The following is a 25004-nucleotide window of genomic DNA, read 5'->3' as shown; positions in this document are numbered from 1 at the left end:
TGGCATCTGTACAAGGTCATTGGGATGGAACGGACTTGCCATCGGTGGTGTCCTCGCCGATCTGGCATCTGATTATTTTATCAAACAGAGATACAATTGTCAAGAATAAAAGGAGCTGAAATTTATGTCCAGAAAGAGACGAATCTTAAATAAACACCCGGTTCTTGCCTACAACAGTCCTACTGTGGAAGAGGGTCTGAATCGAGAGAAGATCGTAAATGCGGCTTTAGAGATTCTCAATGAGGAAGGCTTAAAGAGTGTGACTACCCGTCGCATTGCTGAACGGCTTGGCGTAAATTCGGGGTCACTTCGTATTGAACCCCGTCCTGTCAAGACAGATGTGCATAATTTTTTGAGATAACGCCATTCTATTCTGATAATTATCAGGTCTACGCTGCCTCTTTTGATTCCTTCCATTTTCTGAATTCCTGCGGTGTACGATAGCCCAACGCTGAGTGCGGGCGCTCTTTGTTGTAGAACTCAATATACGTTTTGATTGCGATCTTGGCTTCCGCGAAGTTGTCGTATTCCTGCATCCAAACTTCTTCCTCCTTCAACGAACGGAAGAAACGTTCGATATAGCCATCTGCGTCCGGGTTGTTATAACCTGTCCGTTCATGTTTCACCTGGCAGTCCTTCATGGCTTGTACGAATCGTCGACTTGTCATTTGGCATCCGTTGTCAGTTCTGAGCGTTAAGTTTGCGCCTAGTACTCCGCTCGGGAATCGGTAGTTGAATGCGTTATCCACAGCCTGCAGCAATTCCTCTGTCCGGCAATAGCGCGAAAACGAATACCCCACAATTTCACGGTCGTACGCATCGATTACCGCGAATAGATATCCCCAGCCATCCTTACCACACCAAATTTTTGTCATATCGCACTGGAAGTGTTCGTTTGACTGACTCACCGGAATCTTTCCAGACCGCTTCTTTCGGGAAGCTTCTCGCTGTGGGGATTTGACCAACAATCCCATTTCCCGCATGAGCCGGTGTACTCGTTTGTGGTTTACCTGCATGCTGTATTGACGACGCAACATGACCTTGATTCTACGGTATCCATATCGTGGGAACCTCTCGCATAGATGGCGAATCCGCTGTTTCAATAGGGCGTCTTTATCTATAACCGCTTTTTTCGCCTTCTTCACAGGCTCCTTTAACAAGCTATAACAATAAGTTCGATTCAGCTCCAATGCTTTCGCAATCACTGGGACCCGAAACCCTTCCTTGACGAGCTGAGCAACCAAGGAACGGCTGCTTACTTCCGGCCCCAGTTCGATTTTTTTCGCAACACATCGATTTCCATAGCCTGCTCGCCAATTTTGCTCATGGCTTCCTGCAACTGCTTCTCCAACTCCTGCTCCCGGGTAGAAGGACCTGACTGAAGCCCTGCTCGTCCACCAGTCAGAAATGCGTCACGCCACTTGTAATACAGACTTTGGGCCACACCATGCTGTCGGCAAACCTCGCTGATATTCGCCCCGGGAACCATCCCTTCCAACACAATGTTCATTTTCTCGTCCACAGTCCACTTACGTCCTGGCATGAGTCAAACACCTCACTACGTCTATTTTACCTCACGTCATCTGTCTGGGTTGACTCTGGGGCCAGTATAACTTTACTGGCATGTTAAGAACAAAGAGGAATTGTTACAATTAATTTCGGACAGGATAAGTGCAGACATTGAAAGTCCTGATGTAGGTCTAACCTGGCAAGAGCAAATCAGACAGTATGCCGAGAATTATCGTAAGGCACTCCTTTCGTACAGAGATGCAGTTCAAATTTTCACGGATACAATGCCATTTACATTTAACCGCCTTCGTCAAATCGAAGGCGTATACCGTGTGTTCGTTAATGCTGGCTTCTCCTATGAAGAGACGACGCTCATCGGTACACTTTTCAATAATTACGTAATAGGGTTTGTAAAGGAAGAGGTACGTTTCAAGAACTCAACGCAGGGTCAGGAAACAGAGGAGATCATTGCAGGCGTTCGCAATACTTTTAAGAACCTACCTGCCACGGAGTTTCCGACCCTTATTCAATTAGCCGACTATGCAACTGTTGTTGACATGGACAGACAGTTTGATTTTGGACTTGACATCCTTATAAAAGGCTTGAACACTATACTGGATTCTCATGCCTAAGTAGGGTCTTGCATCGTTCGCGTTTTTGTCCCATTTTAGTTCCAAACTGTATTTTTTTACTAAGCTAGATAGGGTTCCGCCCACGAGGGGTCAGCGACCGAGCGTCACAGAGTCACAAGTCATTGTGATTTGCACCTATTGGCACAAAATGCCCGAGGGAGAAGGCTCAGCTTATTTCCTATACGCTGAATCTGAAGCCCTCGGGCTTTTATCGTTGAAGGCACATGAAGAAAACTAATGAGAGGAGTCCGATCATGTCTGATTCAGTCCTATTGCTTCTCGTTTGTGCCTCTATAGGGCACGCCATCTGGAACGCTCTTTCACGAAGGGTGTCAAAGAGCACCAATTTTACATAGCCGAAAAAAGAGCGGGAGATGGTGTAATTGACCCTCTCCCTTGTGCTGCTTGATTTTGCACCTTTGTGTCGCATTCCCGTTACTGACATAAGCATATCACTCGTGACTGCGCATGAGTATGTAGCATTCATGCATAATTGAACGCCGCGTTTTTCTGCAAATTAGAACCGCGGAAAACAGCCCTCTGAGGTCATGGGGGCGTGGCTGAAGCGCTGGCGCATTGAAATCCTATTCCGTACCGCAAAGCACGAACTCGGAATGTTAAACTGCCATTCGACCAGCGAGAATCATATACACGCTCATTTGACATTGCTGTTAACCGCAGAGACGCTCATCCGGTATCTACCTGGCAACAACGAAAAACAGCGGGCGAAGAAGATTGCACCCACGGCCAAGTGATCCGCAATCTGCTCTGCATCCGCTGTCGAACCCGTCAAGCCGCTCGAACAAACGAGCCAGACTCGATCGTGATCGATCTTGACACAGTAGCGAGACATTTTGCGAGACTCATCCGCAAATTTTGGCCAGAACAATTGGAATTGAGGTGGTTCGAACCGACTAACACCTAATTATTGAGAGCAACTGCATCGCTCATGCCCATAAGTTTTTTCCATAGGGCTCGGTGACAAGCCGTTTCACCAGCCTGTCACATTGTCGATTCAGATACCAACGAATGATTCGAGCAAAGATGAAAGACATAAAGATGGCCAACAGCAGGATGACAACTCTAACCGGCTCGCACAAACTTCCCCTGCGTACGGGGACTCCGCGCGTCCTAAGATACATCCGAGGAGACCATATCCAAACGCTAGAACCGGCATATACTCGTTTCGAAAGAATTAGGTTCCATAGGCATCGCGAAACTTGCCGTTGTCTTTCCGCGATATTAGGATACAAATTTCCTGAATATGAGGATGTTAGTGAGAGTATCTTAAGTAACGTGCGTTTTCGATCAGTTTCACGAATGAGGAGGATTATGGAAATGAAAGCACTTGTATATCGCGGCCCCGGAAAAAAGGAATGGGTGGACAGCCCCATGCCGACCATTGAAGCGCCCACAGATGCGGTTGTAAGAATTACGAAGACCACCATTTGCGGTACGGATTTGCACATTTTGAAAGGGGATGTACCCGCAGTCGTCGAGGGGCGGACACTTGGCCATGAAGGGGTCGGCGTGATTGAGGAAGTGGGATCCGGTGTCCACAACTTCAAAGTTGGAGACAGGGTTTTGATATCCTGCGTCACTTCCTGTGCGAAGTGTGACAGCTGCAAGAAAGGCATGTATTCGCACTGCGAGGACGGCGGCTGGATTCTCGGGCATCTCATTGACGGAACGCAAGCCGAATACGTACGCATTCCGTATGCGGACACCAGTCTGTATCCGCTACCGGACGGCGTCGACGAAGAAGCGCTCGTGATGCTGAGTGACATACTCCCCACCGGTTTTGAGGTCGGTGTCCTGAACGGAAAGGTTCAGCCGGGAGACACGGTGGCTATTGTCGGTGCCGGTCCCGTCGGTTTGGCGGCGCTACTGACGGCTCAGTTCTATTCTCCCGCTGAAATTATCGCGGTAGACCTGGATGACAATCGACTAGAAGTTGCGCGGAAGTTTGGTGCCACGAAGACCGTAAATAGTTCCAAAGGCAACCCTGTGGAAGCCGTCCTGGAACTGACTGGCGGTAAGGGTGTGGACGTTGCCATTGAAGCGGTCGGAATCCCAGCCACGTTTGACATCTGCCAAGGCATTGTGGGGGCTGGCGGCCGCATCGCCAACGTGGGCGTACACGGCAAGAGCGTCAATCTGCACCTCGAGAAACTGTGGATTCAAAATATCACCTTAACCACTGGTCTCGTGGACACCAATTCCACACCGATGCTGCTCAAGACCGTGGCCGCTGGTAAGATTGAGCCCAAGCTACTCATTACTCACCGTTTTCCGCTCTCCGAGATCCTACAGGCATATGATGTTTTCGGAAACGCTGCGAGAGAAAATGCGCTGAAGGTCATACTGTACCAGTGAGATCGTAGCCATGACAAGTTGTACACGGTAGAATCCATCATGTGACAGTGGAGATCCTCTTCAAATGGAATGAAGTGGATCTTTTCAATCTCGGCCGTGGGTTTCGATGCCGATGCTCTTCGAAAGCTTATAGATGATGTAGTGGCATCGCGTGCCGTTAAACCTTGGAGTGGGGAGGCGACTGCTGCCCCGCCAAGGACAAACGAAGTTCGCTGCAGCAGAAAGGTCCGGATGAAGCGGGGAATGCAAGTACAAAATGCTCGACAACGGAATTTGGGTGAACGATAGAGCGGGGACTCCCCGCTCATCGTCTCATGAGCCTTACAGTTCTACGCTGCTCTGCAGCACCAATTACCAATGTGTCAGTGGATGGGCAGCAGTCATGCTCCTGTCCGTTGTTCCGATGGCTAGACTGCATGAACTCAATTTTCGAGCGTGTAGCAGATTGTTTCAGTATCACTAAAATAACTATACAAACAAAGAAAAGAGCACAAAACGACATATTTTTCACACCTCGTCCACACCGTAGAAGGGAAGGGAAAAGTTCGATTACGAACGTATTGTTCCGGATTCACAAATTAACTTGCGTTTTCGTCATTACATCACCATGTATCAGAGTCAAAGAGTGAGCATGTGCAGTGAGCTTCTTCGGAGTCTTCTATTCAGTGCATCGGCAGCTGTCGCCGGATGCGGATGAGATCGTTTCTGGGCCAGGTACCCCTTGGCTGCATTGTAGAGCGCGCCCATGCCTCCGTACAAGGCAAAGAAAAACGAGTTCGGTGCGTCCAGAGAGAAAGGAGCGATACTCACGTGGGTCTGTACCGAGCATCCATTGAAACAGACTTGCGCTGTCGTAGACATACAAACAAAAGTTGGTGTAATCAAACGCAGGCCTTTTCTCGTACATGGTAACCATTGGTGTTAGGCTGAAATAGTGGACACAACGAATCGAGAATGTAAGAATAAGGCGATTCGGGGTGAGCCACATGACACAGAAATACGATAAAGAATTCAAACTTCATGCAGTTAAATTGGCTTTGGAGAGTGGGAAGCCAGCGAGCCAGGTAGCTCGGGAACTGGGCGTATCGCAAAAAACACTGTATGGCTGGATGACGAAGTACAAGGAGGATCCCTCTACCCCGTTCGTTGGTAGTGGAAACCTCAAGGCTGAAGCGAAGGCCTTGCGGGACCTGGAGCGGGAAATCCGTGAACTGCGAGAGGAGAATGCGATCTTAAAAAAAGCGATGCGCATCTTCACCAACGACCGGAAGTAAGGTACCAATTCATCCATAGATACCGCTCCAAATTTCCGGTTCAGAAGATGTGCAAAATATTGGGTGTGTCTCGGAGCGGGTACTATGCTTGGCTCAGGCGTCCAGAGAGTGAGCGTTCCAAGCGCCGGAAGCGAATTACGAAGCGAGTCCATCAGATATTCGTGAAGTCCCGTCGTCTCTACGGCAGTCCTAAAATCACGCAAGTCCTGCGGCAGGAGGGAGAACGGGTGGCTCAAAAGACGGTGGCCAACATCATGCGGGAGAATGGACTTAGGAGCCGCACAGTCCGCAAGTACAAGGCGACGACGTATTCGAACCACGACTACCCGGTACAGGAGAATGTGCTGAACCAAACGTTCGTGGCAGAGCAGCCCAACGAGGTGTACATGGCAGATATCACCTACATCCCGACGGACGAGGGATGGGTCTACCTAGCCAGCTTGGAGGATCTATACAGCCGCAAAATTGTCGGTTGGAGTGCGGGCGCAAGGATGACGAAGGAGCTGTGCATCAAGGCGTTGGAGCGGGCCTGGGAACGCCAGCGGCCGACAGGGCCTATGTTGCATCATTCGGACCGTGGGAGCCAGTACGCCTCTCATGACTACCAGGAAAAGCTGCAAGAATACGGAATGGTTGGTAGCATGAGCCGCAAAGGTAATTGCTTTGACAATGCGTGTATTGAGTCGTTTCACAGCATCATCAAGCGAGAGCTCGTGTATCTGGAAAAGTTCAAAACGAGAGAGCAGGCCATACAACGAATTTTCGAGTACATCGAGGTGTGGTACAACCGGGAGCGGATACACTCATCAATCGGCTATCTAACGCCGGTTGAATACGAAAAAAAGTATTTCCAGTCCATCATAGCCGTAGCAAGCTAAAGCAGCAAACAGCCATCATATCAGAATATTAAAACTTACAATTTCTCTGTTTTGGGGTGTCCACTATCCTGAAAATCAATGGCCACCAAGGTGTGTAGGAGGGCAAACTGAACTAAACCCATCGGCAATGAGTTTATATGGATAATTATACCTGTTCGCCTTGTGAATTCCTAAGCCGAATGCTTTATCTCAACTTCCAGACCAAGAGACTTAAGCTTTCGAATTGCTTGCTTGGCGATTGCGTCTCGCTTGAGTGTTTCGTAATAGGTGGGTCCGAGTTCAACGTAGGGCTGACGCCGTTTTAAGATGTAGTACACGATGGTCAAGATACTGTGTGCCACTGCAATCGCTGCCCGATTTTTCCCTCGACGGGCCCCAATCCTGTGATACTGGGCAGACAAATAGGTTTGCTTCGTGATTGCCGCTGCACGAGCAGCCTCAACCAATGCCGTTCTTAGCTTTTGGTTTCCTTTGCGGGTTTTCCCCGATTTTCGTTTGCCTGCGCTCTCGTTGTTTCCTGGAGCCAACCCCGCCCATGAGCACAAATGGGCAACGGACGGAAATTGAGCCATATTTGTCCCAATCTCAGCAAGCAATTGTTCTGCTCGTCGACCCACACCCGGGATGGTGTCAACCAACTCTAGCTCTTCCTCAAAAGGGAGCATACGTTCCTTAACCTCTTCATCCAATCGGGTAATCTCTTCATCTAGGTAATCGATGTGACGCAATTGTGCCGCCAGCATCATCCGTTGATGGGCCCCTATCAGCCCATGCAGTGCCTTTTGCAGATCAGCCTTTTTAGATTTCAATCGGCCTTTCGCTAACTCGGACAATGCCTTGGGGTCTTCTTCTCCATGAATCATGGCATCCAGTATTGCCCGGCCTGATTTCCCCAGTGTGTTACTGGCGACCGAAGACAACTTGATGTTGGCTCCCTCCAGTACCTTCTGAATTCGATTCACCTCTCGTGCTCGCTCATCGATGAGGCTACGGCGGTAGCGAATTAACTCTCGTAACTCACGCTGTTCACGGTTGGGGATATAGCTAGCTTGTAGCAATCCATGCCGCAAGAGCCCGGCAATCCACTCAGCATCTTTCACATCTGTCTTGCGGCCTGGAACGTTCTTCATATGCTTGGCGTTAACCACAAGCACGTCGAAATTCGCGGATTCGAGAAGATTGTAGATTGGCTTCCAAAATGAAGCAGTACTTTCCATCGCTACATGAGTACACTCATGCTCCACCAACCAGTCAACCATCTCCAACAGATCCTCCGTCATGGTTGAAAATGTACGGATGTCTTTGCCATTGGGCGTTAGAGCACAAGCGACTACCATCTTCTTATGAACATCTAGACCACAACAACGTTCATAGACTACATCCATGCGAATCCTTCCTGGCAACTGGTCATATTGAAGGGCTGGTGCAACGACCATTGTTGATCATTCTATCCTGCGTGCTTCCCGGGCCGGGAGCGACATTCTGTGGTGCACCAGGTCGTCGTAGTCAGTCTATTGAGCGGGCTCAAGGCACCAGAGTGGAACGACCTGCCTTCTCCAGCCACCAGAAAAATCATTCAACACAAGACCATTTTCATCCTTCTGATGGTGCCGCCCCAGCGGCATGGGGGTCTATTGACTTAATATCACCTTGCGACTACGGCGGTTTTCAAGATCTCTGGCGCTTGTTCTACGTAGTTCAAGTAGTTCACCTGCTCCCGCCTGTTTTCCGCAACTTAAAAATGTAGAAGAACACGGCGTTCTGATATACTGGCCAGCGGGTGAAACCACCGAAAACACCATCATATATTCTGAGCCACCTCCCCATCACTAGCGTAATGTAGCGTATGGAGCGACATTCCCACCTGAAAAGGCATGTACCCTATATACTCAAGACCGTTCAGCTTTTACGAGAATGAAGTCTTGCGCTACCACCAAAGCGCACTTAACCCGATTGCGGTTAGTCCAACAACAGATGCAAGCGCCACGGCTGTTCTGCCATAACCGTAGCCATTTCCATAACCACATGACTCAGTTGCACTGTCGGTCGCATCCTGTCCAAAAGCGTAGTCAAGCTTCTGCATCTCATTCCCTTCCCCGGATACCGTTGTGTATCGAGGTGCGTGCAAAAATAAATGGGAACTGTTGCAGCCTAATAGCCGTCCATGAATGTTGCCGTGCACTGTGTGGCAGATGACCCATTGACCCGTACAGCGTCTTATATGTCCGTATGAAACCAAAACATCAGCCCCCTACTTTAGACATCGTTCATTGGTAAAACGATGATCTCCATGCCTCATGAGGTAAATCCTGCCGTGTTATTCATTAGTAGACCGGTGTTGTTGTACAGTGTATCGCGTAACCATACGGAACCAGCAGTAAGAACAGAACGAAGATAATCAAGAACACGACTGCCCAGCGGGTGAAACCACCGAAAGCACCATCATACATTCTGAGCCACCTCTCCAAACCAAAGGTAATGTAGCATATGGAAAGACATTCTGTCGTGAGACGGCTCGTATCTTGTAAGGGCGATCGCCCTTATGCTATTGTCCATAGGTTGACGGGAAAAGATGTCCTGATTTTGACGAATATTATGTCTCAAGCCCTTCTTTCTGCCATTACGGGTGCTCGCATTGACGGGCTAAAATGTCCGATTTTCGAGCATTTAAGCTCACGCATGGCGTTGACGACACAAATTGTCCGTTTTAGGGTACGATTTGGACCTTGACGCCCGTCTCGCCGAGGGGGATTTTCCCTTTAGACTCCCACTATTTCCAGCCTCACAACATCAGGCTCAACCAACAGGGTCAAGGCTAAAACCACGTATGTGTGCCGTAACTAAACTGCAGAAACTGTGATGATTGGATATATTAAATCGCTAATATTTATGCGGCTTACCAGGGAGTTCTTATTGCGTATTCGCACTCGAATGTGCAATAGCAGTCAACTAGCCAAACTGCACATTCATGCATAAGGGGAGAGGAGATACCGCAATTGCTCAGATCTCGCCTCCAGGAGTACACAGGAAGCATCTAGTTGTACTCGTCTGACCGGCCGAGATGTTACCCACATCAGGATATCAGTTTGTCACCGGTGAGAATCTTGACAGAAGGTACGTTCTGCGACTAAAAGGCCTTCAGATACTATTTCTGAAGGCCTTTTCTCATCTTCTGCCTCTCTCTTCTCTCTGGTCCACACAATTAAATCGTCGGGACGAACACAACCCGTTGCCCGCTGTAAGAGGGAGTATTCCAAACTTCCTCCACTTTGGAAAGAGGGACAGGTACCGCATTCACTTTGAGCCTGCCATCTGCGATAGCGTGAATTAGCGCCGGAAATTCAGCAACATACCCGGCAGTTGGGACCGAGCCTTGACCACAACCAAGCACTTGAAAGTTGGCAGATCGAAGTGCGGCGGAAGGCACAGCGGCAGTAGCACCAGCAACGGAACCAATTTGAATCCAAGTCAACGCTCGGCTCCGGTCTCGTCTTTGAGTCAGCATCGAGATCATCGCAAACTCAGCAGGCTTTCCCCAGAGATAATCTATCACGATGTCAACTTCAGACGCTGCCTCACCAAGCCGCTTGGCAGCGACCTCTGGATCACCTGAGAGAGACACGATAACGTCTGCACCTAGCGATGAGAGGGAATTGAGGCGGTCCCGATCACGCCCCGCACCGATAACCTGACTTGCACCAAGAAGCTTGCCAATCTGGACAGCCATCTGTCCAGCATTTCCGGTCGCGCCAAGAACCAGAACCTTTTGCCCTGGCTGAAAATCAACCCGGCGGCGGAGAGCTACCCATGATGACATAGCCGGGTTCATTGCTGCAGCAATTAGAACAGGATCGACACCTTCAGGCAAAGGAACACTACGCCGCAAGTCAACAACCGCCTTTTTTGCGAACGTACCCAGAGAAGTATCGAATGCTACAAAATAGACCAACTGACCATTTGGGAGTCGTCCAACACCATCAATGCCTGGAATTAGCGGGAGTTCCCCGGTGCTAGTGTAGTGAGAACCGCTTGCCTGAGATCGCACACGCGGGTGTAATCCAGCAGCAAGAACGTCGACAAGAACTTCATTCGTCCCAGATGGCTCTGGTGTATCGAATAATTCGTATTTAGGGGCAGAATCGAGCGAGCGCACAACAGCAGCATACATAGATATAGACATAGACCTCCATTCAGAGCCCAACCCAAGAATTTAGTTGATGACCAGCGACGTAGTGAACGTAAGTGTGCAATAAGAAATACGCCCAAGTTACTCCATTTATTTCCTTTCTATTATAAGCCTTAATCCGTCCTCAAAAATATCATCTGCGGTGTGACCGGAATTAAAATACTCCTCTATGGCTGCAATGATGGTCGGATGGTCTTTCTGGAATCGTTCCATGTCAAACGCCTTTGTCATGTCTGCGTCAGGAGGAGTTTGTTCCTCGATGACATGCCCTAGAGTAAAATGGGTTGCTGTCAGTACAATCAAACGGGATTCCCGTAAATTAACTCCGGCGGTAAGCAGCGTTCTTACTGCCGCCTCCATCATATCCGACATGGCTAACGAGAAATGTGCTCCGGCAACGACTCGTGCCCCATCAGTATAGGAGAGCATAGCTTGTCGCAGTTGGTTAAATATATCAATCAGCCACTCCTGCCATGGCTCGTCAATGCTTCGTTGGCGTAAGGCATGAACCATTGGCTGAATGATGCGGTCTGCCATTTCGTTAATCAGAGTCGCCTTGTTCTTTATGTGCCAGTACAGGGTAGGTGGTTTAACGCCCAGTCTACTTGCCAATGAACGTAAACTTACGCCCTCTGCTCCAACCTCATTCAGCAGCTTCAGCGCCTCTTCTATAACAACATCCTTGTTGAGTGCCATCGTCTATATCTCCTAAACAGGTTCTCCTTGACAGTTTAACACGTGTAGAACATATAATAAACAATTATCTAAATGTGTTAGAGAAATGAGCTAGGAGGTTGAAAATGTGAAGGCAGCCGTACTGCATCAGTTTGGAGACATTCCGCGATACGAAGACTTTCCTGACCCCATTCCAAATGAAAATGAAGTTGTTATTGAAGTTAAGGCAGTTGCGTTTGAGAATGTCGATAAGGCAATGGCGGCAGGCACTCATTTCGCCAGTAGGCAATTCCTTTCGATGCTTCCTGCAATCGTTGGATTCGATGGGATCGGAGCACTTCCCGACGGCAGATTGGTTGGCTTTGGTGGAGTAAAGGCACCGTACGGAGCCATGGCTGAAAGGACCGTTGTTCCTAAAGAATATACCGTCCCTGTTCCGGAAGGAGTTGACGCCATTACAGCAGCTGCCATGCCCGCTTCAGCATTGACGTCCTTTTTTCCGCTTAAATGTGGAGCAAAGCTTCAGCCAGGGGAAACAGTGTTAATCAACGGAGCGACCGGTGTGGCAGGGAAACTTGCCGTCCAGATCGCCAAACTTCTCGGGGCAGGTCGCATCGTTGCCACCGGGCGTAATGAAGCCTCATTGAAGCAAGTAGAATCGTTCGGAGCAGACATCGTCATTGATCTTAAGCAATCCGACAAACAGCTTGTTGAGGTATTTAAGAAAGAATCTGAGAAGGGCTTCGATGTCATCCTTGACTTTTTGTGGGGACATGTAACGGAGTTGTTGATTCAATCGTTGGTTCCGCAGGAATTGAGCTTCGCGAAAAGGTGAACGCGTCTTGTTCAAATTGGCGAAAGGTCGGGATCGACCATTTCGCTTTCTGCTGATGCACTGCGAACAACGGGACTTGAAATAATGGGAGCAGGCGCAGCTATCACACCCGAGTTAGTCCAAGAAAGTACAAACCAGGTGTGGAATTGGATTCAAAACAGAAAAATTCACATGGATATTGAAAAAGTTGCTCTTCAGGATATTGAAGACGCGTGGAAACGTGATGACTTTCAAGGTAAGAGAGTGGTCATTGTCATTTAGGAAATGGGGTGAATTCATATGCTGAATAACATTCAACGCTGGCATCGAAAAACCGTTAATAAAATCGCTGCCAAACTGGGACTTCCCGAAGACATGAGCCATTTTCACCGAGCGCATGACCCACATCGACACTTAAAGAACGCGCATGCCTTTCATCAGCGGCAAAATCAACGTGTCGCAGATTGGCACACAGAACATGCCGCTGAAGTGATGGCTGGAACGAGCAGGTTACACAGATGGGAAAGGTTTGTGTACAAACAGATAACTCGTTGACAAGTAACAACCGTGAGCCCGGATTTTAGAGTACTTCCGGACAGAAGTACTCTAAAATCCAAACTTGGCCCATCTCTTTGAATACCCCATAGTAGGTTTATTGCGCATACGGGTGCGAATGTGCAATAAGCCTCCCTATGAAAAAGTTTAAAATATATGTTATGATGAATATTGATACAGAATATCAACGACAAAGGGTGGGCTCTGTATTTTTCATTCCACCACAAATCCGAATACCCTTCAATTGTAGCTGTCCACGATTGATGCCACTCTATATGGATGCGCAAATATGCCAGCGGCGAAAATAAAGTCCCGGAGTTCGACAACGTAAACTCCGGGACTGTTCATTTCGACTGGCGTCTCAATTATCTGCTGTCAGGGTCGTCCCTTTCGTCTCACGAATGGTAAAGACCAATAACCCCGATGCAAAATAAGAAATGGACGCGAGCGCAATGAACATCGAAAATCCGATGGAGGAAATTAACACTGGGGCCAACAGAATGCCGACAATCGACCCAATGCGTCCAACATTAAAGCAAAATCCAGACGCCGTGGCACGAATACTAGTTGGGAAGAGCTCACCGTACCAAGCACCAAATCCACTGAAGTATCCCGTAAAAAATCCCAATAAAGCAGAGATGATGCCAAGCGTCACAACATTGCCACCAGTCAACAGAAGATGTCCGTTCGTCAAGGGCATGTGACTTGCGACGTAAGTAAAAATCGGTATAACGACCGTCATGCCGAAAAAGAAAATTGCAAATGAAATCCGTCGACCAACAATTTCCGCAATATATCCATATACGAGATAGCCAATGATTGCACCAACTGCAGTCCAAACCGAGAAGACTGGTGTCTGGTTCATATTGATTCCGAGAATGTTTTGCAAGTAACTCGGTACAAACGTGAGGATAATCCAATATCCTATCATCCCAAGCATTGAGACGAGTAGGGCCAGCAATGTAGTCTTGACGTAATCCCTATTAAAAATCGACAGCATGTTCTGACTCTTTCGGCTACGTGCAATATAGTACCTGTTTGCCAGCCAAATCGGCGATTCCTTGACGAAGAGTAAAATGTACACGGCAGTTGCCCACGCAGGAATGCTCGCGTAGATAAACAGCCATCTCCAGGATTGCGGATCGTGTGGATTGAGGATTGTCCATGCAAAGATAGCCGCCAACAACTGTCCTCCAGACCATCCCGTCTGCATGATGGCCAGTGCCTTAGCGCGTGAATCCGGACGAGACACCTCCGAGATCAATGCTGCGGCAGCAGACCATAACCCGCCAACGGCGACACCGACGACAATGCGGAAGATATTCAGCTCTAGCATATTCTGGACAAACCCACACATGAGGGTCCCAAGACCGTAGATGAGCACAGAGATCCACAGCGTTCGCTTGCGTCCGATGCGATCAGATATGTTCCCGAACACGTAACCGCCGACTCCTGTCGCCAGCAAAAACCAAGCAACTACCGTCGTCACACCCGACAAGTTCGTCTTAAACGTATGTGCGACAGCCAACAACACAAAGCTAAAAATCCCGGCATCCATCGCATCGAACAACCAAGATGCCCACGAACCGATGATAGCGTTTACCTGATGGCTCGTCCGAACTTCAGTGGGAACGGCGGCCAAATCCAGTTGACTCATAGATTACCCCTCCAAGTGTAGGAAACAATTAAATCACGGATAGTCGAATTCTGGACGGGCCCGACAATCACATTGAAAAATTGTATTCGTTTTCATATTGACCTGTAAGATACGTGGGTTACGGGCGTTTGCAGGGTTCCAGTCTCTTTCCTCCTTCCATTTTATTTCACAATTATACTGAATCCTGTATACAGTATAATACAAGCGGATTCATCCTGCTAGTTACGAAAAGCAGGATTCGCAACACACCCAAGTTGCTACGCAGCGCTTCTCCAAAAGCGAATGTCAACAAAAGAGATCCGGTGTCTTCAACGACGCCGAATCTCTTTTTACGAATATGACACAAAGTTTCCCGTGCAAACTACAACTGTAGAACCACCCTCATCCACGCACTAGATCATCGATAATCGACTATCGTCGGGCAAGCTATCTAGAAAGTTCTGCAGGTTCTGCTGGAGATGCGCTTGCATCAACTGCTCTGCCGCTTCGCCGTCTCCGCGAAGAATCGCCTCATAGATTTCATGGTGTTCATGTGGAAGCTCTGCGCGGTTTTTTACAATATCTTTGCGACACAGCAAAATGATGCTCTGCATGCGGTCAATGAGTTGGGTGATTTGGTCATTGCCGCAGGATCGGACAATGGCATTGTGAAACAACGTATTCGTTTTCATCACGGACTCAAAGTCAGCTGTGTGCGACTGCTCCATCAACGTGCGCAAAAAATCCTTGTCCTGTTGGCTCATCTGAGTGGCGGCCACTTTTGCTGCGTGTCCTTCTAAAAGGATGCGGATTTCATAACTGTCCTTAATTTCCTTTGGCGTGAACTGCACGACAGATTTATTTCGCAGCAATCCCTCGTGTTCAAGGCGGATAATCGCTTCCCGAATTGGCGTCCGGCTAATGTTGAGTTCCGCTGCCAGACGTTCTTCGGATAACTTAACGCCAGGCGATAAATCGCCCTCGATAATCTGCTTAAATAAATAGTCATACACCTGCTGGTATGCGGGTTGTGGTTTTCGGATTTCCATAAGCCCCATCCTTGCTCGTTGTATTCAGTATAACGTCGAATGTTGTATACAATATCCAGTACGCATCTATCGTATCAGAAAAATAATCCCTATTGTCACAAAGTTATTTCATAGTATTCTTATTGACAAACCATCTGACAAGATGCTCCACGAAAAGCGAGGGATTCAATTGACACAAAATCAGCAATCGCGTCGTGCTACGCCGCCATTTCGAGCAGATCAAGTAGGAAGCCTGCTTCGCCCTGAGCGCGTTAAACTGGCTAGACAACAGCGGTCGGCAGGGAAAATCAGTGCAGATCAGTTGAGAGAAGTGGAAAACGAGGAAATCCTCCGAATTGTCGACAAGCAAAAGTCCATAGGGCTCCAGGCCGTGACCGACGGTGAACTGCGAAGGGCGTGGTGGCACTTCGACTTCCTCGAAAATTTAGTTGGTGTACAAAGCTATGAAGCGGATGGCGGTATCCAATTTCACCAGCAGCAAACGAAGTCTCACTCCGTAAAGGTCATCAGCAAACTGGGCTTTGGCGACCACCCGATGTTGGAGGACTTCCGGTTTCTTCACAGTGTCGCGGGCACGCACGTCGCGAAAATGACCATTCCAAGCCCCAGCATGCTTCATTTCCGCGGTGAAATCGACAAACAGGTCTACCCGGACGAAGCGATGTTCTTTCGCGATCTCGCCGAAACCTACAAACAAGCCATCCAATCCTTCTACGACGCAGGTTGCCGCTATCTGCAACTGGATGATACGTCGTGGGCCTATTTCTGTTCGGATGAGCAAAAGGCACAAATGCAAGCGCGCGGGTTGAATCCGGAGGCGCTCACGAAGTGGTATGCAAAGACGATTAATCAGGCCATTGCCGATCGTCCGTCGGACATGACCATCACCATGCACATCTGCCGTGGCAACTTCCGCTCGACGTGGATTTCCTCTGGCGGATACGAACCTGTAGCGGAAATCCTCTTTTCTGGCTTAAATGTGGATGGATTCTTCCTCGAGTACGACAGTGATCGAGCTGGTGGATTCGAGCCGCTGCGCTTTGTAAACCGCAAGGATCTACAAATTGTCCTTGGACTGATTACCTCGAAAACTGGTGAACTGGAAAATCGCGACGAAATTGTACGCCGCATTGAAGAGGCGTCGCGATACGTCGACTTAGCCCAATTGAATCTCAGTCCACAATGCGGCTTTGCATCGACAGAGGAAGGCAATTTGCTTACAGAGGATCAGCAGTGGGCGAAGCTCCGTCATGTCGTCGAGATTGCCGAAGAGGTTTGGAAGTAACTTTTGCAGTGCAAAAGTCAAATGAATAGCCTTGTCACGTAGGTCCACCTCATCATTCTGCCACGCAAAGGGACCCCCGCACCAGCGTGCGGCCGCCTTTGCGTGGCTTTTTCGTGTCATTCAAATGGCGCAAGGGCGCAACTCACCCCGCGTCGCTACCGTAGCCACCATTGGCAACAGGGGCTTGATAGCGTCCTTTACGGGGTTGTTTTTGGTCAAAAACGTGTGGAGTCGGCGGCTCTTTGGAATGCCCGAGGCGTTCGGACGAATGGTGATGTCTGGCTCAAACGTGCTATCGATACCTAAAAAATCGAATACGCGTCGACAGACTGCGACTGTATGCCGATTGAGATCCTCATAGCGGAGAAACAACATCTGTGCTCGGGAAAACACATCGAGGTACGGTTGCAGCTGTTTGAAGTAGAAACCACGCCTCGTAAATGCCACATCGGCGCCCAGTGCTTCGCAATCCGCTCTTCTTCTGCTGCGATGGCGTCGGCGAAATTGGCAAGTGGCTCGCGCTCGTCGCGGCGCAGATGTAGGTAGGCTGAGTGTGCGCGCTCGACCGGATCGCGCAAGATAACAATGAGCTTCACGTTCGGAATGAGGTCGTGAATGCGATTGGCGGCATCCGCCGTGTACAGATACATGGGTGAAGCCTCACCGACGGCTTGATAGCCGTCCGCCTCGTCAAAGAGCGCTTGATAATCGGCAAATCGAGTAATACTACTGCGATTTGTCCGATCATCACCCGGCCCTTGAAAGCGAACCTCCCGATTCGCCAAGGCAAAGTAATTGGGTTCTTTGATACTCGGCATAAAGACTTCTGGGTGTTGCGACAAATACCGATACAATGCCGTCGTTCCCGCTTTGGCGGCACCGATAACCAAAAAATTCGGAAGCAACTTGAACACTCCTATCTGAGCGTTTTGCAGATTTATAAACTCCCGCAGGGCAAGGGTTTTTAGGGCATGAAAAAGGACTTCACCCCAACCTTCGAGAAGATTTCAAGTGACCAAACAAGAAATTTTCGAGGAGGGAAGTCCCACTTGTATATTCTCCAACCATCGCTCTTTTCCTTTGAAGACTGGCTAGAAATTGACTCCAGCGATCGTCTGCCCTTGTTCTTCGCTGTCTTGGATTTACAACCCTATGCTTCGAAATTGAGAAAACAGTCACCCCAAGGCGCGAAACCTATGAATCGTGAAGCGATTCTGCGCGCACTGCTGGCTGCTCCGCTTGAAGGAATCTCAACGTTCACAAGGCTTCATGAACGGTTGGCGCGAGATATACGCTTTCGCTACCAGTGTGGGTTTCGAATCGACGAAGCAGCCCCGTCGGTCTCCACACTGAGTCGCGTGTTTTCAGCCGTTGTTGAGTTGGGTCTCGCTGAGAAGCTCTTCATTGACCTGGTCAGTCAATGTAAAGAAGCGAGCATCATCAACGGACGCCATTTGGCTGTGGACAGTGCCGCCGTGAAGTCCTACGAGAAAAAACAACCTAAGTCCAAGAGCCAGGAAACGGGCAATGCCAACTGGGGCGCAAAATACGATACCTTTGGCAACAAGCTTGCTTGGTTCGGATACAAATTCCACTTGGCTGTGGATACCGCGAGTGAACTGCCAGTTGCTTTGGATGTCACACCAGCGAACGTCTTTGATGGTGAGATGGCGGCACCATTGCTGGAACACGTCGTGACGACGCACGGTTGGAAAATCGACTTTGTCATGATGGATGCTGGATATGATCAAGTCAAAAACTATGAAACGGTTCGTCAATATGGTGCACAGGCAATTATCGCGATGAACAAGCGCGGTGAAAAAGAACCGCCTGAAGGAATCGCATCGGACGGGACGCCGCGTTGCACGATGGGATATGACATGGTGTATTGGGGTGCGGACGGTGACCGACTAAAGTTTCGCTGCCCGCACGCGGTTGGGAAGGTAGATTGTCCGCTTGGAATCGCGACATGTTCCGAATCCAACTACGGTATGGTGGTCAAAAAGCGGATCACAGAAGATATTCGGCGTTACTGCGCACCACACCGAGGCACGCAGAATTGGAAGCTGTTATACAACGAGCGAACTGCTGTAGAGCGTTGTAACGCAAGGCTTAAGACGAATTTGACGGCGAACGACGTCCATGTCCGAGGCATCCGAAAAGTAAAGACACACATGTTCCTCAACGCGATCGTGTTACTTGCATCGGCACTAGCTGTGAACCATATCGAACGACACAAGAAGACTGCATAAATCAAAACGAGTTGACGTGACGAGAAACGGCGCAAGAATACCAGTATGTGGAATTTAGTTTACTTACCCTAGGTGTTGTTCCTTTTTCACCTCCACCCAAAACGACCATTCTGCAAAACGCTCATCTACTAACCTATCTGCCAGCCTATCATTTGGATGTTTAAATTCCCTTGAAGCCAGACGTACACCCCCCCGGTAAATGCATACCGACACCCCAATCTTTTAAACTTCATCCCTACGTCTTCCCGTGCTAAAATACACGCAGGAGATGATGATTTAATGGACGAAAAGCAACTGCTCGATGCCGTTCGTTTAATCGTTCGTGAAGAAATCGGGACCGTTGAACAGCGGCTCAACACCCGCATTGACTCGGTTGAGCAGCGACTCAGCACCCGCATTGACTCGGTTGAACAGGCGCTCAACAAGCGAATTGACTCGGTCGAACAAGCACTCAGCACCCGCATTGACTCGGTCGAACAGGCGCTCAGCACCCGCATTGACTCGGTCGAACAAGCGCTCAGCACCCGCATTGACTCGGTCGAACAAGCGCTCAACAAACGGATTGATGTCGTAGAGCAAGCCGTCTTAGAGACGAGTAAGGATGTTAAAGTCATCAAGACGCATCTGAATGACACCGTCACTGACGTCAAAGTCCTCAAAAAGGCCGTCGCCAACAACTAACCCGCAAAAGGTTAGCCGTCTCTTTCCACCACAGAATCCACTACCCAAGGAAAATGAATAAAAATTGTTCGAAATATGTAATATTCCACCTGCCTGCACCGTCTAAATAGAGAGGTAACTATCACCTCTATCTTTTTGCGCGCTAGAACATACCATTCTCTGCTTATGCGAGTACAATCTGGAGAATTGGAGGCACAAGATGAAATTTCAACATTTGGTTGCCGGGGTCACCCTCTCGACGCTCATGGTTTGCTCTGTCCCTGCCGTGTCTTACGCGCAGGCGGCGCCTAGTGTGATTGAGGCGGGATCGACCGGCAGTGAAGTCGTCACCCTACAAAATGACCTCAATGCACTTGGGTTCACAGTCGGCCAAGCGGACGGAATTTTTGGGCCGAAGACTGAAGCGGAAGTCGAAGCGTTTCAAACGAAACACAAATTGACGGCGAACGGCGTCGTCAACACGGCGACGTGGAATGCCCTAAACAAAGCGGTTTCTGCACTCGTCGTCAAACCTATCAACCTCAGTAAGTCGAGCACAGCCGCGAAAAACTTGGAAGTCAAACACATTTACTACAATAATAAGTTGATTACGTCACCCTACGGATTTACGTACAATGGAACGGCTTACATGCCGATTTGGTACGTCATGTCGACGTTGGACAAAGAGGGATTCACGCACACGTGGTCAAACAACGTCTGGAATATCAAGGTCCCATCGAGTACTTCGGTGGACTACAGTAGCATTAAGTATGGCAAAGGCAGCATGGCGATTGCCATCAACGGGACCGTTGTGGCGCGGGTGATGGGGATTACCCATGTCGATCCCGCCTCCAACTCAACCACAACCTTCATGCCCATCTACAACGTGATCCAAGCGCTAGACCGCGTTGGAATCCATTCCGATTGGAACGGGAACACGTGGAAGATGACCAGTTCGGCGCAATCCACTGCACCAAGCGGCGCAGCTGCCTATGGCAATGTCGACTTGCGATATCCGGCACCTTCCAGCATCACTGCGGACAGCATTGACGCGTACTTGTCCAAAAGCGTCTATAACAACACCGTCGGCTCTCCAATGACGGGACTCGGCGCATCCTTTATGGACGCGCAGCGCACGTATGGGGTCGACGCGAACTACCTCGTCGCCCACGCTATCGAAGAGACTGGCAACGGGACGAGCGCCATTGCGCAGCAAAAGAACAACCTATTTGGGTATGGCGCCTACGACGCCAATGCTGGTGCGGACGCCGGCGTCTTCCCAAGTGACGACTACGCCATCCGCTTCCAGGCGTGGGAAGTGCGCAATAACTACCTCGACCCGTCGAGCAGCAACTATGGCGGATCCCCCACACTGACAGGTATGAGCGTAAACTATGCGTCCGACCCCGGATGGGCCTCGAACGTTGAGAGCCTGATGGGCGAGATTTCCTCCTTCGTCAACTCCAGCGTCAAAGACTATCAAACCTATTCACCAAGCAACACGCCGCCGGCGCCCAGCAGCACAACGGAGCCGGTCTACTACCTGAACGGGGCCACGGGGAGCACCGAATCGAATCCATACTATAACGGCGTTCCGTACTACCCAAGCGTAGCCGAAGGGCAGACGGATATGTTCCCCGGGCCACTGGAAAGCGGCAGCTTCGGCGACTCTGTGAAACAGGTCCAACAATTCCTCAAATCAACGGTCGACGCAAGTCTGACGGTCGACGGACAATACGGCACCGCGACAGAGACGGCGGTCAAACGATTCGAGGCTGCTCACAATCTACCTCAGGACGGGAACTGGAGTTTTTCGATGTGGGAGACGTACATTCACCCAGACGACACCACATCCACACTCCCTGCCAATGAGCCGGTCAAAATTGATCAAATCGCCGAAGGCATGGCGGGTGGCTACGTGGTTCCGTGGTACCACATCGAAAATGTCGGCTGGGTCGATTCACAATATGTACAATTGACCAACGTCTACCGCCTGATGGCCGCAAAACCGACGAGCACCAACACCAACATCCCCGTCTATAGTGACGCAGCCGGCACAGCAAAAGTCGCCACGCTCCACAGCGGCGACTTCGTCGTTGCGGCCTCATCGACGCCAGGCGGCAGCATGTACCAGATTCAATTCGCGATTGAATCCTCGGCCTCCGGCAGCAACCAGTCGCCAGGCACCCTGCTAACGGGCTACGTCCCTGCAACAAGCGCCACATTCGTCGCGCAACAGTAGGGCTCTTGCACGGTGTCGCACCCGGCCCGCCCTGGCCCAGCCCTTGGTGGGTGGGGCGGGATCGCGGCGTGAGGCGCTGAGCTGCGTGCGCGGGGCAGAGAGCCGGTGGCCGGTGGGCGGTGGCAAGCCGCGAGCCGGGGCGCGGTGACCGGGTAGCCGGTGGCTGGCAGCGGATCGCGATGACCGGGTGGCCGGTAGCCGGGCATTAAGGTCGATTTTCTACCTTATCCGGGCACAAGTTGAAAAAATCAAATAATTAAGACCGATTTTGTGCCTTATGTGGCCGGATCGCGCCTGAAATCCCCCGCTGACCGGAGAATAGGGCATTTTTCATGCCCTATTCTCCTCAGCCGGCGCAAAACGGCATATATAAGGTACATTTTGTGCCTTAATTTCGAGGCGGCAGGCCCAGAGCACACAGATAGTCCCGGAAATTCCAAAATACATGTATACATCAATACAAAATCCAGCTAGAACGGGGTATCCAGGGCCGCCGCAAGAGGATGCCGATCACGCCGTCCCCGCCGATTTGTACATATATGCATATACACGCACATATGTACAAATCGTCTTCAACGCGGCAGCCCCACCCGCCTGCCCAGCGTCATCCACATCCACCAGCCGCAATCACCGATCAGTTGCCGTCAGCGTACTGCTGGAGCGGTGCCCAGACTTCGTTGTCTTCCAGCCCGATCCGCCACAGCGCGACGCCGCGAAGGTTGTCCTGTTTCGCCAGTTGAAGCTTGTCCTCGATACTTTGGGCGTTTTCGTAGTAGACCGTGTGGGTCGCGCCGCTGGCCGTGTATGTGAAGTAGGGTTCCTCGGCCTGGCTGTCCCACTTCGGCGTGATGTTATTTTCCGATATCAGCTTGTTGACCTGGGTCAGTGTCAGGGCTGTCGTCTGTCCATTTGCCCAGTCGTAGCCGTATACGGGTAATCCAAGGAGCACTTTGTCAGGTGGAATTTGCGTCGTAGTGTAAGACATCACCTGCTGCACCCAGCCCACTGGTGCAATGGCGCCGGCAGGTCCGCCTGGGTACGAGTAATCGTAAGCCATGACCATCACTTCGTCGCTGGCAGTGCCGATGGTCGCGTAGTTATAGGCGCTGCTCGCGTTCGTGACCGCCGGTACGTCGACACTCAGTTGTTTGCCGGCTGCGTGCAGGGCGTTCGCGAGGTCTGTGATGAACGATGAGAATAGGGATCGGCTGGAGGTTGGGAGCATTTCAAAGTCGATATTGATGCCCGCAAACGGCGTGCCTTGCACGAGTGACACCATGTTGTTCAGAAGTGCTTGCCGCTTTGTAGCATCGCTCAAGATTTGCGTCGCAAGTGTCCCGTCGAAATCGCCGGTCGTCGAATTCATATTCGTCACCGTGATATACGCGGCCAAGCCGTTCTGTTGCGCGTAGGTGCCCGCTTGTGTGAAGCGTGTTCCCTCTAAGCCGCCGGAAGCTGTAATCGAGTGGGTAAACGTGCTAAACTCCGTCACGATCGGATTCGCTTCCAAATCTGTCAGAGAATCTGTACTGCCGCCATAGTTGGTGACAAAGCCAAACACAACTGGATTGGTTGCGCCAGACGTAATGGACCAAGTTACCCCATTCCAGGACGTCTGAATACCCGCCGCTTGAAAAATCTGTTCAATATAGTAAATCGGCATATAGACCGTGGGCTGCGCATTGGCGCCCGCAGCCGGATCCTTTTTGACGACTGTATTGACCTTCTTGACCAGTTTGCCGTTGATGACAATGCTGGCGGATCCGCTCCCGACCGGAATTTCAGAGAAGTCCCCATCTGTTGCGGTGGTCAGCGTCCAGGTATGACTTTTTCCGTCCCAGGACTGCGTAAAACCTGCCGCCTCCAGCGCCTTACCGACATACCAAATCGGCATGAAGGTGGTCTGTTGGCTGCCGTCGGAGGTGACGACACCATACGGGCGAGAGAGGACTGTTCCGTTGACCTTCACGGTTTTCTGAAGCGATGAACTGGCAATCGCATCGGTTGGGAAAGCTAGTGCAGAAACGGCTAGAGTAAATAGACTGACTGCAGCGCGTCGATTCAAGTGGCGTAAATCCTCCCAGAGTCTCTTTGTCTATGATTCTACTGGAAGTTAGGAGGAAAATCCGCTGGAAATGCGTGGAGAGAGCTGCTGGGGGCATCCCAACGACACGTGCGAACGCGCATCGGATCCCCCAGTGACCCATTCATTTTTTCATTGTGGCGGTAGACTGCTGTGTTGTGGTGCTAAAACACTTACGCCCGCGATTTCTTTGCTAGTTGAGCAAACTGGTCGTTGACGTTTTGATTGCAGATGCCACCGTGATAGCAGAGCGCCGTCTCAATGTCGAAATCCGAGAAATGCGCAATTGAACGCCATGCCTCGCCCACGTCTGGTGTGAAGGCCTCATTTGGTCCGAGCAATTTCCCGTTTTCCGAGATAATCGCGTCACCCGTGATAAGCGTGTGGCTCTTGGCGTGATACAAGCTAATATGACCTGGCGTGTGACCCGGCGTGAAGATGACCGTGAGACCGCCGAGATACGGAAGCACCTGGCCGTCAGCGACGGTCGTGTCGACTTTGACCTTTGGTGGTTCACCGCGGGACGCGTCGAATTTAATCAACGGTTTGTCCCCTTCGATGTATGGCTTGTCCAATTCGTGCGCCAATACCTCAATCTGCTGCGCTGCCGCTGCACGAATTTCTGGCGCACCGCCAATGTGGTCAAAATCCTGGTGCGTGAAGATGATTTTGTTCAGCCGCTCGAACGGCACACCTGCCTGCTCCATTTCACGTTGAATCGCTGGAAGCATGCCAGGGAAGCCGGTATCCACCAAAATCGCATTCTCTTCGTCCCAAAGAAGCGTTGGGTGAATCACCATTTGATGCCCTTGCAGGTCAATGGATAATTCAAGTTGTGCAATTCCATCCGCAATTCGATTCATTGGTCAGTACGCCTCCTTCTATCAGACAATGTCGT

Annotated in this window: 22 protein-coding genes and 1 pseudogene; 10 read left to right on the top strand and 13 right to left on the bottom strand. The window is 50.3% G+C overall.

The window, feature by feature from the left end:
* Positions 1–124 precede the first annotated feature (124 nt).
* Positions 125–361 (top strand): TetR family transcriptional regulator, encoded by a 237-nt coding sequence (locus K1I37_RS03510; protein WP_242215981.1) that lies wholly within the window; start codon positions 125–127, stop codon positions 359–361.
* 28 nt (positions 362–389) lie between these two features.
* Here K1I37_RS03510 and K1I37_RS03505 read toward each other — a convergent pair whose 3' ends face one another.
* Complete coding sequence (locus K1I37_RS03505) at positions 390–1244, bottom strand: IS3 family transposase (protein WP_272496363.1); 855 nt, start codon at positions 1242–1244, stop codon at positions 390–392.
* Positions 1245–1255: 11 nt separating this feature from the next.
* Positions 1256–1543 carry a transposase gene (locus K1I37_RS03500; RefSeq protein WP_242215916.1) on the bottom strand — a complete coding sequence of 96 codons (288 nt, stop codon included), beginning with the start codon at positions 1541–1543 and terminating at the stop codon, positions 1256–1258.
* A 100-nt stretch (positions 1544–1643) separates the two neighbouring features.
* On the opposite strand from K1I37_RS03500, the gene K1I37_RS03495 reads away from it, so the two are divergent.
* A complete protein-coding gene (locus tag K1I37_RS03495) occupies positions 1644–2141 on the top strand; it encodes a TetR/AcrR family transcriptional regulator C-terminal domain-containing protein (protein ID WP_021295358.1) in 498 nt (165 codons plus the stop codon).
* A 548-nt stretch (positions 2142–2689) separates the two neighbouring features.
* Positions 2690–2767: pseudogene (locus K1I37_RS21780) on the top strand (hypothetical protein); the annotation flags it as partial.
* A gap of 29 nt (positions 2768–2796) precedes the next feature.
* Here K1I37_RS21780 and K1I37_RS03490 read toward each other — a convergent pair.
* The gene (locus K1I37_RS03490; RefSeq protein WP_021295359.1) at positions 2797–2994 is read right to left on the bottom strand and encodes a hypothetical protein; all 198 of its coding nucleotides are present in this window, start codon (positions 2992–2994) and stop codon (positions 2797–2799) included.
* A gap of 485 nt (positions 2995–3479) precedes the next feature.
* On the opposite strand from K1I37_RS03490, the gene K1I37_RS03485 reads away from it, so the two are divergent.
* Both K1I37_RS03485 and K1I37_RS03480 read left to right on the top strand, forming a co-directional pair.
* Positions 3480–4517: a zinc-dependent alcohol dehydrogenase family protein gene (locus K1I37_RS03485; protein ID WP_021295360.1), complete on the top strand. Its 1038-nt coding sequence runs from the start codon at positions 3480–3482 to the stop codon at positions 4515–4517.
* Between the two features lie 986 nt (positions 4518–5503).
* A protein-coding gene (locus K1I37_RS03480) for an IS3 family transposase (protein WP_269078036.1) occupies positions 5504–6669 on the top strand; the annotation gives its coding sequence in 2 pieces (ribosomal slippage) (positions 5504–5747 and positions 5747–6669; 1167 coding nt in all).
* A 170-nt stretch (positions 6670–6839) separates the two neighbouring features.
* Here the strand turns inward: K1I37_RS03480 and K1I37_RS03475 are convergent.
* The 4 genes from K1I37_RS03475 to K1I37_RS03465 form a co-directional block, all read right to left on the bottom strand.
* Complete coding sequence (locus K1I37_RS03475; protein WP_242215979.1) at positions 6840–8054, bottom strand: IS110 family RNA-guided transposase; 1215 nt, start codon at positions 8052–8054, stop codon at positions 6840–6842.
* A 939-nt stretch (positions 8055–8993) separates the two neighbouring features.
* Positions 8994–9119 carry a hypothetical protein gene (locus tag K1I37_RS21480; RefSeq protein ID WP_021297200.1) on the bottom strand — a complete coding sequence of 42 codons (126 nt, stop codon included), beginning with the start codon at positions 9117–9119 and terminating at the stop codon, positions 8994–8996.
* 752 nt (positions 9120–9871) lie between these two features.
* On the bottom strand, positions 9872–10849 hold the full coding sequence (locus K1I37_RS03470) for a quinone oxidoreductase family protein (protein ID WP_201766389.1): 978 nt from the start codon (positions 10847–10849) through the stop codon (positions 9872–9874).
* 96 nt (positions 10850–10945) lie between these two features.
* The gene (locus tag K1I37_RS03465; protein WP_021297202.1) at positions 10946–11551 is read right to left on the bottom strand and encodes a TetR/AcrR family transcriptional regulator C-terminal domain-containing protein; all 606 of its coding nucleotides are present in this window, start codon (positions 11549–11551) and stop codon (positions 10946–10948) included.
* Between the two features lie 106 nt (positions 11552–11657).
* Between K1I37_RS03465 and K1I37_RS03460 the strand changes: the two genes are divergently transcribed.
* Positions 11658–12365 (top strand): quinone oxidoreductase family protein, encoded by a 708-nt coding sequence (locus tag K1I37_RS03460; protein WP_021297203.1) that lies wholly within the window; start codon positions 11658–11660, stop codon positions 12363–12365.
* Between the two features lie 895 nt (positions 12366–13260).
* Here the strand turns inward: K1I37_RS03460 and K1I37_RS03455 are convergent.
* Complete coding sequence (locus K1I37_RS03455; protein WP_021297205.1) at positions 13261–14556, bottom strand: MFS transporter; 1296 nt, start codon at positions 14554–14556, stop codon at positions 13261–13263.
* Between the two features lie 392 nt (positions 14557–14948).
* Positions 14949–15584 (bottom strand): GntR family transcriptional regulator, encoded by a 636-nt coding sequence (locus K1I37_RS03450; RefSeq protein ID WP_021297206.1) that lies wholly within the window; start codon positions 15582–15584, stop codon positions 14949–14951.
* 142 nt (positions 15585–15726) lie between these two features.
* Between K1I37_RS03450 and K1I37_RS03445 the strand changes: the two genes are divergently transcribed.
* Entirely contained in the window at positions 15727–16869 is a 1143-nt protein-coding gene (locus tag K1I37_RS03445; RefSeq protein ID WP_051189516.1) for a 5-methyltetrahydropteroyltriglutamate--homocysteine S-methyltransferase, read from the top strand.
* A 120-nt stretch (positions 16870–16989) separates the two neighbouring features.
* Here K1I37_RS03445 and K1I37_RS21775 read toward each other — a convergent pair whose 3' ends face one another.
* Both K1I37_RS21775 and K1I37_RS03440 read right to left on the bottom strand, forming a co-directional pair.
* The gene (locus K1I37_RS21775; RefSeq protein ID WP_407653192.1) at positions 16990–17244 is read right to left on the bottom strand and encodes a hypothetical protein; all 255 of its coding nucleotides are present in this window, start codon (positions 17242–17244) and stop codon (positions 16990–16992) included.
* The gene (locus K1I37_RS03440) at positions 17172–17774 is read right to left on the bottom strand and encodes a sulfotransferase family protein (protein ID WP_161624365.1); all 603 of its coding nucleotides are present in this window, start codon (positions 17772–17774) and stop codon (positions 17172–17174) included. Before K1I37_RS03440 ends, K1I37_RS21775 begins: the two co-directional genes overlap by 73 nt.
* Before the next feature lie 144 nt (positions 17775–17918).
* On the opposite strand from K1I37_RS03440, the gene K1I37_RS03435 reads away from it, so the two are divergent.
* The 3 genes from K1I37_RS03435 to K1I37_RS03425 all read left to right on the top strand — a co-directional run bounded on the left by K1I37_RS03435 (position 17919) and on the right by K1I37_RS03425 (position 22023).
* Positions 17919–19121 (top strand): transposase, encoded by a 1203-nt coding sequence (locus K1I37_RS03435; RefSeq protein ID WP_242215907.1) that lies wholly within the window; start codon positions 17919–17921, stop codon positions 19119–19121.
* Positions 19122–19400: 279 nt separating this feature from the next.
* A complete protein-coding gene (locus K1I37_RS03430) occupies positions 19401–19802 on the top strand; it encodes a hypothetical protein (RefSeq protein ID WP_021298316.1) in 402 nt (133 codons plus the stop codon).
* Positions 19803–20001: 199 nt separating this feature from the next.
* On the top strand, positions 20002–22023 hold the full coding sequence (locus tag K1I37_RS03425) for a peptidoglycan-binding protein (protein ID WP_021298317.1): 2022 nt from the start codon (positions 20002–20004) through the stop codon (positions 22021–22023).
* 634 nt (positions 22024–22657) lie between these two features.
* Here K1I37_RS03425 and K1I37_RS03420 read toward each other — a convergent pair.
* Both K1I37_RS03420 and K1I37_RS03415 read right to left on the bottom strand, forming a co-directional pair.
* Positions 22658–24088, bottom strand: coding sequence for a glycosyl hydrolase family 18 protein (locus K1I37_RS03420; RefSeq protein WP_021298319.1), 1431 nt, complete (start codon positions 24086–24088; stop codon positions 22658–22660).
* 191 nt (positions 24089–24279) lie between these two features.
* Positions 24280–24969 (bottom strand): MBL fold metallo-hydrolase, encoded by a 690-nt coding sequence (locus tag K1I37_RS03415; RefSeq protein ID WP_021298320.1) that lies wholly within the window; start codon positions 24967–24969, stop codon positions 24280–24282.
* Between the last annotated feature and the right edge of the window lie 35 nt (positions 24970–25004).

The organism is Alicyclobacillus acidoterrestris (genome assembly GCF_022674245.1).
Taxonomy (GTDB): Bacteria; Bacillota; Bacilli; order Alicyclobacillales; family Alicyclobacillaceae; genus Alicyclobacillus; species Alicyclobacillus acidoterrestris.
This window is presented reverse-complemented; position numbering and strand designations above follow the sequence as displayed.